9 protein-coding genes and 1 pseudogene are annotated in these 9,002 nt (G+C 37.5%); 8 read left to right on the top strand and 2 right to left on the bottom strand.

Going from position 1 to position 9,002, the window contains the following annotated elements:
* Positions 1 to 393: 393 nt before the first annotated feature.
* Both AC0YN7_RS29380 and AC0YN7_RS29375 read left to right on the top strand, forming a co-directional pair.
* On the top strand, positions 394 to 1,401 hold the full coding sequence (locus tag AC0YN7_RS29380; RefSeq protein WP_475813561.1) for a matrixin family metalloprotease: 1,008 nt from the start codon (positions 394 to 396) through the stop codon (positions 1,399 to 1,401).
* Between the two features lie 110 nt (positions 1,402 to 1,511).
* Positions 1,512 to 1,886: a hypothetical protein gene (locus AC0YN7_RS29375; protein WP_475813560.1), complete on the top strand. Its 375-nt coding sequence runs from the start codon at positions 1,512 to 1,514 to the stop codon at positions 1,884 to 1,886.
* A gap of 356 nt (positions 1,887 to 2,242) precedes the next feature.
* On the opposite strand, the pseudogene AC0YN7_RS29370 reads toward AC0YN7_RS29375, so the two are convergent.
* Positions 2,243 to 3,444, bottom strand: a pseudogene (locus tag AC0YN7_RS29370) (IS110 family RNA-guided transposase).
* A 345-nt stretch (positions 3,445 to 3,789) separates the two neighbouring features.
* Between AC0YN7_RS29370 and AC0YN7_RS29365 the strand changes: the two are divergent.
* The 5 genes from AC0YN7_RS29365 to AC0YN7_RS29345 all read left to right on the top strand — a co-directional run bounded on the left by AC0YN7_RS29365 (position 3,790) and on the right by AC0YN7_RS29345 (position 7,630).
* Positions 3,790 to 4,497, top strand: coding sequence for a HEAT repeat domain-containing protein (locus AC0YN7_RS29365; RefSeq protein ID WP_475813559.1), 708 nt, complete (start codon positions 3,790 to 3,792; stop codon positions 4,495 to 4,497).
* 551 nt (positions 4,498 to 5,048) lie between these two features.
* Positions 5,049 to 5,606, top strand: coding sequence for a uridine kinase family protein (locus tag AC0YN7_RS29360; RefSeq protein WP_475813558.1), 558 nt, complete (start codon positions 5,049 to 5,051; stop codon positions 5,604 to 5,606).
* A 186-nt stretch (positions 5,607 to 5,792) separates the two neighbouring features.
* Entirely contained in the window at positions 5,793 to 6,221 is a 429-nt protein-coding gene (locus AC0YN7_RS29355) for an SRPBCC family protein (RefSeq protein WP_475813557.1), read from the top strand.
* A 254-nt stretch (positions 6,222 to 6,475) separates the two neighbouring features.
* Complete coding sequence (locus tag AC0YN7_RS29350; protein ID WP_475813556.1) at positions 6,476 to 7,060, top strand: hypothetical protein; 585 nt, start codon at positions 6,476 to 6,478, stop codon at positions 7,058 to 7,060.
* A 207-nt stretch (positions 7,061 to 7,267) separates the two neighbouring features.
* A complete protein-coding gene (locus AC0YN7_RS29345; RefSeq protein WP_475807914.1) occupies positions 7,268 to 7,630 on the top strand; it encodes a VOC family protein in 363 nt (120 codons plus the stop codon).
* A 126-nt stretch (positions 7,631 to 7,756) separates the two neighbouring features.
* Here AC0YN7_RS29345 and AC0YN7_RS29340 read toward each other — a convergent pair whose 3' ends face one another.
* Positions 7,757 to 8,161 (bottom strand): CBS domain-containing protein, encoded by a 405-nt coding sequence (locus AC0YN7_RS29340; protein ID WP_475813555.1) that lies wholly within the window; start codon positions 8,159 to 8,161, stop codon positions 7,757 to 7,759.
* A gap of 280 nt (positions 8,162 to 8,441) precedes the next feature.
* Here AC0YN7_RS29340 and AC0YN7_RS29335 point away from each other — a divergent pair, with 280 nt between their 5' ends.
* Positions 8,442 to 8,969 carry an SMI1/KNR4 family protein gene (locus AC0YN7_RS29335; protein WP_475813554.1) on the top strand — a complete coding sequence of 176 codons (528 nt, stop codon included), beginning with the start codon at positions 8,442 to 8,444 and terminating at the stop codon, positions 8,967 to 8,969.
* The last annotated feature ends 33 nt before the right edge of the window (positions 8,970 to 9,002 follow it).

Here is a 9,002-nt window from a genome sequence, read left to right as displayed (position 1 = left end):
TCCCCCAAAGAAATTAAGACCCTTTTGACAGTTTTGCTAACGGGTACGATAGTTGGACGATCAAGGAAGTAGATTGCCGCGGCAGTTGCTCCTTTTCATTAAGCTAACGGGTAACGTTAGTTCAATGAATGACCTTATACAAACGAAGAAGGAGCTGCTGCGGCAGCTCCTTTTTACATCTTCACAAAATAAGAAATTTTGTACATATGTCTTTGCGGGCGCAAATATAAATTCGGAAAATACCAAATCATATTTCGTTTCTATTATTATGAAAAAAAGGTAAAATATAACTGTCCACACAGAAGGGAGAAATGATAATTTTAGTTAAAAATGGATTATAAGAGAGAATTCACACCCAATAAAGATCTCATAAAATTATTAGGAGGTTTAATAATGAAAAAAAAGAAAATTTTAACTGGTGTTGCTGTAGTCTTAACGAGTGTTTCACTGCTATTGAGTAACAGTATAGTTTCGGCAACTCCTACATTTGGAAAATGGTCAAACAGAACTAATACATTGTATGTTGCTACTGGAAGTGCAACATCCCCTTGGAGTGCAGCTGCTATAAAATGGAAAAATGACACAAATTTCAATATATCCGCTACTCTAGGAATCAGTTCAACATATTATGCCTATAATGTTAATGATTCTACCGCTGCGTGGGACGGTGTTACTGAAGTTTATCATCAGAATGGTATTATTACAAAAAGCACATTAAAAAATAACACTTACCATACATCGAAAAGTAAGTACACAAGTAATATTATTACAGGCGTGCTCGTCCACGAAATAGGTCATTCACTAGGTTTAGATCATACTTCAGTGGTAGAGATCAGCGCTATGTTTCCGTATACATTTAAATCTGATGGGTCGGTTTCAGGAAGATCACTTTCACCTTCCACGTCTGATATTGCTGCTACCAATCTTTTGTATCCTTTAATCTCTAGTTCTTCTACTAGCGCTTTTTCGAAGAAAGATGGGGTTTACGTTTATCCCTCTTGGGCAGTTTATTATGAAGACGAAGAAGCTTTAGCAAAAGTAGCTGACTTAGTAGTTAAGGGGAAAGTGTCTAAAGAAAAAGGAAGTAAGTTTAAAAGAGGAGATTACAGTAAATACTCAACAGAAGTTAATGTTGAAATAACCGAGGTTTTAAAAGGAGATCAAGCCATAGGTCAAAACATTGTTGTTTCTCAAATGGGAGGCACAGATGGTGTCGTTACAGTGTTCTCCGATTCTTCAACCCACTTGAAGAAAGACCAAGAAGTTGTATTGTTTTTACGAAAAGTAGATAGTAATACCTTTATTCCTATTAACGAGGATGATAGCATTTTTGTAAATGAAGCAGGTAATTTTAAAAATGTCGCCTCAAAAAAAGAACTAGTAAAAAATAAAATTAAATAACTGTTTTAATAAATACCTCTCTGAACTATTTAGAGAGGTATTTATTATAAAAAGAGTAAACCGGAAACAATTGAATTAGTAAGTACGTCAAAAGTTCGAGGTGATGGATAATGAAAAAAATAATGATAATTTTGTCAGTAGTTATGATTAGTGCCTGTTCAAATGGCGACAGCATAGTCAATCTAGAAAATAAACCATCAGTTACAGAGCAAGTAAACACTCAATCTTCTTTTCCGTATCCCTTGGTGAAATGGAATAACAAAGTGTATAGGGTGACAACCGACGAAGTTCTCAATGTAGACGGAGAGATAGGAGGAATTGTTAACCATTCAACAACCGAGACTGTAGAAACACCAGACAACTATTCGAATTATTTCAAAAAGGGAACTAAGATTTGGTCGATCAAAGGAGTCGATACAAAAGAAGAGATTGCTGTTGAATATGGGTTAGGCAAATATGTTAAAGCTGTATCTTCTGCAACATAGTAAAAATATTTTTCTCTCTCCCATCTCCATAAATACAACCTTCCCAGAAGCATAAAAAGGGCCCTACAAGCTATTTTCTTTTTCTTGGTCGATGGTTAATCGACTACAAAGGGAAAGTGGTAGAATAGGGCCTTTTTGTTTGTTTAGTGCATTGTGGCTTGTGCCGATAATATCTTCACAAAATAATGATTTTTGTACAGATGTACTGCTGGGCGTTAAGCTATTCCAGCTAATAGCTTGTCAATATTTAATTATTAATGGCCGATTCCAGGAGTGGTATACTTAAAAAAAGATATGACAAATAACCGTCCCCATCGGCACAGGAATATATTTCATATTTTTCTATTTCATGCTGCTCAATCTAGCCGAAATGCTTCTTTTGAAGTCAAGATGGCAAAAATCCAGTGAATGAGTTTGTTTGCACAAGCAATTACCGCTACTTTGAACAGCTTTCCTTCCGCACGCTTTTTATCGTAGTAAGCTCTTAATTTCTTGTTTCTATTACTACGAATACCACATCGCACAGCTTGATACAGGGCTGTACGAAGCCTTCTGGAGCCATGTTTCGTGATTCTATTTTGGGTTGCCACAAACTTACCTGAAGCAAATACACTGGGATCAACACCAGCAAAGGCCACCAGCTTCTTTGCGTGATCGAACCGATCGATTTCCCCAATCTCAGCCAAAATTGTTGCGGCAATTTTAGTGCCGATACCGGGTATCGATTGGATTAAATCATATTCAAGTAATTCTTCAGCCAGGGTCTCTATCGATTTATTAAGGTCTGCTAGATGGTCCTGGTATTGAAGAAGCAATTTGATGAGCAGCTGCATGGAGATCAAATGACTTGGAAAGCCGTCTCCTTAAAGGGATTTCGCCTTGCTGCCGCTACCAAGATTTGAGCGTGCTCCGAACACCATAAAGCAGATCTACCGCGTCCTGTAAGGCGCCCGATTGTTGCTGTAATCTCTTCCCCAGTCATATCCAGGACTTCTTTAGACGTTGGGTGTAAGGCTAGAAGTCGAAGCGAAACTTTAGAATAGAGGTCACCGAACACGCCATGGTATTCAGGAAAAACCTGATCTAGAATAGCCTGGAACTGCAGCTTCGCTTGAACATACATACCCGTTAAAGATTCATGCTGACGAGTGAGATAGCGTAAATTCATGAGATGCTGACCCCGTTTTTTGATGGGTTCAAACTCTTCTTTATAGAACAGCGCCCCAAGTTGATAGGCATCAGCAGCATCCGTCTTGACCCGTCTCAAATTAGTTTGCTTGGCTTCATATGAGATTAACGGATTAATGACGATGTACAGATACTGGTGCTCATCCAGAAACTGAACAACAGGGCTATGATAATGGCCTGTTGCCTCCATTACAATGCAAGGGCTCATCCCTGCAGCTGATTCCACTGCTCGAACATAATTAAGAAAAGACGATAATCCCTCTAGATCATGATTAAATCTGAAGATCTTCCCATGAGGTACTCCACGGTCTAAAAAAGCTTGTGCATGGCTCTCTCCCTTGGACACATCCAAGCCAATGACTGGATTCATGACATCACTCCTGTAGTATTTTCACCGGCAACCCCTAACCTTCTTGTCTTCCATACTATCGCATGTGATACGGGATCAACGTCCCAACCAGCCTAACCATGGTTGAACAAGTAGGGGGGATGAACAGAATAGCTCTCGGGATCCAAGTCCCACGGGCAGAAACGTTCGATCCCCGGCTACTGCTATCTTACGACCACACAAAAATGAGGTCCACCAGAAAGATCTGGTGACCTCATAATACGAACGGGCAGGATAGCTCATTCGTTATTTGTAAAAAAATAACAATATCGTTCCAGATTGTAGTAAACTAAATGAAACTATACATGCAATGAAAGTTGGGGATTGATGAAGGAAAGCTATGTATCTTCACTTATTAAAACGATGTATATGAAAAGAAGAAAAAAATATTTGCTCGAATTAATTAACAGAATGTCTTTCCGTGATAATGCAAAAAGTTCTGATGAATCAATAAGTTTCAAAGCATATAGGGAAGCTGAAGCATTAAATAATAAATATTTTATTCAGATTCTTATCGATATTGTCAACTTTCACAAGTCATTAGATGGATTGAACGTTAGAAAGGGAGCGTATTTTATTCTCTCGAAGTTGTTAAAAAAGCATCCAGATTCAAATGCATTGCAATTTTTAATCAATCAATTGCATAAAGAATCGGATAAGTATGCTATCAGTAGCTTGCTTGACTGCGTTTCCGATTTAGAAAAATCTGATGTTATGGATATTGAACCAATAATACAGTTAACCAGGAATGGTAACTGGCAAATCCGCCACTCGGCTATCCGAGCTCTTAAGGCGTCAAAAAATCCAAGAGCCAAACAAGTCGTGTTAGAAATTATAGCTAATGGATCTAATGAAGTTAAGAAGAACCAATATGATATTATTTATGCTACTTCCGTTTTATCAGACATTGGTGTAATCGAAGATATAACTATATTAAAAGAATTATCAAAAGTTAATATTCGTGATGTTCGAGAATCGGCTATATTTGCTATTGAAAGTATAAAACACGGGACGGAAAATAATAAAAACAATTAGTGAAATCATTACGCTAACGGGGAACGATAGCTCAATAAGCACGAAGAAACGGCAGCCGGTGAAGTAGCTGTCGTTTTCTCAACTAACGGGCAGGATACTTCCAATATGTGTTAATATAGAGTAGTCGTTCAAATCTAATTAGTTCAATTATATAATGTCCCTTAGTCAACATCTTTAAAAGAAACAAGGTGAAATGTCATGGTTATATTTGTATTTATTGGCGTCTACCTGATGCCTATTTTAGGGTTTTTGTTTATAGTCTTATTGTTAAGAGCAGTAAAAAAGATTGTTAAAGGGAAACCTTATACTGCTGAGGTTTTCTGGAGCGGTTTAATTTTCGCACTTATTGTTTGGTCCATCAGTATTCTTGCTATAAACAGTTAAGCTTGAACTAACGGGTAAATATAGCTTAACAATCACCAGGACGAGGCTGCCGGCATAAAACGGCAGCCTCGTTGAGCTAACGGGCAGATTAACGCAGTACTACCGTTGAGTAGATAATATACATAATATTGAAACATTAAATAAAACTCAGTTTAGAGAGGATAGAAATGAGCATGCCATTTTCAATTGGGATTGCGGGAGGATCAGGCAGTGGCAAGACTACATTAAGTAAATTCTTAGTCAATGGGCTTAGCGATTATCGTGTCAAGGTTATTCATATGGATAAGTATTATTATTCGAAAAGACCATTAACAAAAGCTCCTTTCTCTGGGAAGGAGTATGAAGATTTTAATGATCCATTTGCAATTAATGTGGATAAGGTAGTAGAAGATTTTAATCAGGCACTTCAAAATGAAGAGGTAATAATTATAGAAGGATTCCTATTGTTCCATTTTCCTCAACTTAGAGAAAGAATTGACTATAAAGTATTTGTTGATTGTCAGTCAGATGAAAGACTTGTTAGAAGAATAGGGAAGTTCGCAGATGGGAGCTATACCAATGAAGCGGCAGTACAAGAATATCTTGATTTAGTAAGGTATAGGCATGATATTTTTGTTGAACCGACTCGATGGTATGCGGATCTTATTATTAATGGTTCGTTGAAGATGCAAAAGGGAAGTCAGATATTACTCGATTGGATAGTACATAGACTAAATTGCAGTTGAGTAGAAATTCTATATTTACAAATACGTATCGTTAAGCTAACGGGCAGCATAGTTAAACAACCTTCCCTAAGCGTTATTTCAAAAATGAGCAATCGAAAAGAAATCACATCAACCGTACCATGGTATAATATTCGTATACAAATAATTACATAAATTAAATCCTTATAAAGAAGGGGAATGAGCAATATGTCAAATATCGAGCACTTACAGACCGTGAATGTTCCAGCTTCAACGGTATATGAAGCATTAACCACTGCAAAAGGACTTTCAGAAATATGGACAAATGAACTAATAGTCAATGATCAGATCGGTTGTATAAATGAGTTCCGATTCGGCGGCAAAGGCTTAACAAAGATGCGAGTTGATGAGCTTGTTACCGATAAAAAGATTTTGTGGCAGTGTGTTGATTCAGATCCAGAATGGATAGGTACGACAATTTCTTTTGATATGGAGGAAAAAACCGGGAAGACTTCAATCATTTTTCGTCAGATGAATTGGGAGGAAGTGACCGCATTTTATCGCGTATGTAATTATAACTGGGCTATTTTTTTGTACAGTCTTAAACAGTATTGCGAAGAAGGCGAGGGTCTTCCGTATCATAAACGGAAGTTTTAGAACCATTGAAAACACGGATGGGTGGACTAAAGTACATGATCCCGAGAACTGATTTCGGAAGTATTGGGTAAGTACGAAGAAGTTGTCACCCAAGTCTTGACAATCATTCGTTCAACTAACGGGTAGCGTTAGTTGAACAGATATGGAGCAGTTTGCTGCGGCAGTTGCTTCCTTTCTTTGTTAAGCTAACTGGCAGGTTAGTGCAAGCAGGATAATGGGTTTATATGAAAAAATTTAATTTCTGGGGGGAAGTAATGAAAAAAAAGATAATTGTTGTTTCTTTAATATTTGGTTTGATCCTAGTTGGTAGCATGAGTGGATTACATTTTAACGAAATAAATACAATACCAGGTGATGTTAAAAAAATTCGTTCAGCTAATATTGGTGATTATGGGAAAGCAGTATTGTTTGAAGATATAACTCATAAGACATTTGGAGTAGCGAAAACAGAAAAAAGGTTTGGGTTCCTTTATCGGTATGATGGAGGTACTTATGGTTATGGGATAGAAGAAGGTAAGCCATTTCAAGCAAGTGGAATTGCTGATAATAACAGCTTTTTAGTAGCAATAAAAATCGCTAAAGATTCTAATATCAAATATATTGCACTTGGAAATCACATGGACGGAATAATTCCTTCGGATACTTATGAATTATCTCTTGATGATGTTAAAGCAAATAGTGGTGATTACCATTTAAAAGAGGTTACTGATAATTATGTATTATTTGTTTTAGATGAATATTCAGAGGATTCATGGACTATTAGGGCATTTGACAATGATGGGAACTTAATTGCAGACGAATTATTTGGAGGAGATGCAAGATATATTGATTTGAAATAAATTCAAAGTTATTAAGCTAACAGAGAACTTTAGTTAAATGATACACATTTGTGCTACGGTAGCCTGCTCATTTCATTAGGCTAACGGGCAGGTTAACGTGGTAAGAATTATGTATCTTAAGAGAATTAGCTGTATAATTGTGTAAGAGACAATGGGCTCTTGAGGATGATTAGGGTTGCTTATTAGCTCCAAAGGGGAGGGAAACTTATGAATGTTTCAAAGCTTCGACCATTTATTCCATCAGGCAAAGATTATATACTTGCACAGAGTTTTTTTGAAGATCTTGGTTTTGAAAAAGTCTATTCCGACGACGGATTGAGCATCTTTCGAATTGGGGAACAGGAATTCTTTCTTCAAAATTTCCATAATCAAGAATTCCAAGATAATTACATGGTAGAACTAGTAGTTGAGGATTTAGATGGTTGGTGGTCACTCATACAAACCGTTACTTTAGAGAAAAACTATCCTATTAAGGTAAAGGAACCCACAATGTATCCTTGGGGAAAACGTGAGATCAACCTAATAGATCCCTCTGGTGTATGCTGGCATATTTCAGAAGCAGAGAAATAAAGTTTACGAAAACTATGTTGATTTATTGAACTAACGGGGAACGATAGCTCAATAAACATTAAGAACAAAAATAAGGCTGCCGGTCGAACGGCAGCCTTCATGATCCGCAAGACCAGTTCTTTCCAACTAATCTACAATATTCCTGGTATAATATGCGATTATATCTTTGCGACGAATAATACCGAGGAAGACGCGATCGGCGTCTACGACCGGAACGAAGTTCTGATCGGCCGCCAGCGCCAGCATATCGTCCAAATCGGCGCTGATCGCAACGCATTCGACTTTCATCCGTTTTTTGATAGAGATGACAGGAATTTCGTGCATCGTATTGAAGCCGAGGCCGGGTGTGGCTTTCAGCTTCCATAACAAATCTCCCTCGGATAGCGTTCCGAAATATAAGCCATTGTCGTCCAAGATCGGAATAGCTGTATAGTGGCTCGCCTCCAATTTATCCATGGCTTCTTTCATATTAGAGGATGTCATGAGGTAAGAGACCTCGTTCTTAGGATATAAAAATGATTTGATGTCCATTGAATCACGCTCCTTTGATATATTAAATCATATTTCGTCGCGGGGCGCATGCGAAAGTGACTGGAGCATGTCTAATGCTAAAAGTTATGTCGAAAGACGAGAACATAGTCCGAATTAAGTCCGTGCAAATAGCGGGCTTTTTATAATTATCAGAGTAAGCTAAACAATGTCTGAGTATGGTTATAGTTGTAGACTAGATATATAGATTTAGGTTTGCCGATAGCATTAAGCTAACGGAAAACGATAGTGCAAATAAGGCTTTTGAAAGGAACGATATAGATTGAAAGACATATATGAATTTTTAATGCATATTGAGTCCTTACCTAATTGTAAAGTAAATCCACCAAATGGACTTCCACGAATTGATAAGCATAAACTTCCTCCTGATGTTAGCCGTTTTTATGAGCTATGCGGGGGAGTGCTATTTTTTGAAAGCGAAGATTATTCTTGTATAATAGTTCCGCCAGAGGAGTTCACTTTATCAAATCCAGTCATCATAGGAGAACCAGCTGAGGAAGACATATCATCACATTGGTACATCGTTGGTCATGATGGGAATGGTGATTACATTTCTATAGATTTACATCAAGACCGTTTAGGGAAATGCTACGACAGCTTTTGGGACAGACATGGGATTGTGGGAGATTGTCCAGTAATAGCAAACTCATTTACTGAGCTATTAGAACGATTGGTCCAAAATGGCGGAGAAAGGTGGTACTGGCTTAAAGAGGATTTTAAATCACTAGGTGACGCCTACGATGATGATACTGAAAATGAACCATTGAACGGGCAGGATAGCAAAAAATAGGAAGAAATCCTCTTGTACATCATGTATCAATAA

Source organism: Paenibacillus sp. J31R122, assembly GCF_056269185.1.
Note: the sequence above shows the minus strand (reverse complement) of the source record. Positions and strands in the feature narration are given on the sequence as shown.

What these genes read in the sequence shown, in the direction of transcription:
- AC0YN7_RS29345 (WP_475807914.1), top strand. Translation starts at nt 7,268, where the DNA reads ATGAATGTTTCAAAGCTTCGACCATTTATTCCATCAGGCAAAGATTAT.
- AC0YN7_RS29350 (WP_475813556.1), top strand. Translation starts at nt 6,476, where the DNA reads ATGAAAAAAAAGATAATTGTTGTTTCTTTAATATTTGGTTTGATCCTA.
- AC0YN7_RS29355 (WP_475813557.1), top strand. Translation starts at nt 5,793, where the DNA reads ATGTCAAATATCGAGCACTTACAGACCGTGAATGTTCCAGCTTCAACG.
- AC0YN7_RS29375 (WP_475813560.1), top strand. Translation starts at nt 1,512, where the DNA reads ATGAAAAAAATAATGATAATTTTGTCAGTAGTTATGATTAGTGCCTGT.
- AC0YN7_RS29380 (WP_475813561.1), top strand. Translation starts at nt 394, where the DNA reads ATGAAAAAAAAGAAAATTTTAACTGGTGTTGCTGTAGTCTTAACGAGT.
- AC0YN7_RS29365 (WP_475813559.1), top strand. Translation starts at nt 3,790, where the DNA reads ATGAAGGAAAGCTATGTATCTTCACTTATTAAAACGATGTATATGAAA.
- AC0YN7_RS29360 (WP_475813558.1), top strand. Translation starts at nt 5,049, where the DNA reads ATGAGCATGCCATTTTCAATTGGGATTGCGGGAGGATCAGGCAGTGGC.
- AC0YN7_RS29340 (WP_475813555.1), bottom strand. Translation starts at nt 8,161, where the DNA reads ATGGACATCAAATCATTTTTATATCCTAAGAACGAGGTCTCTTACCTC.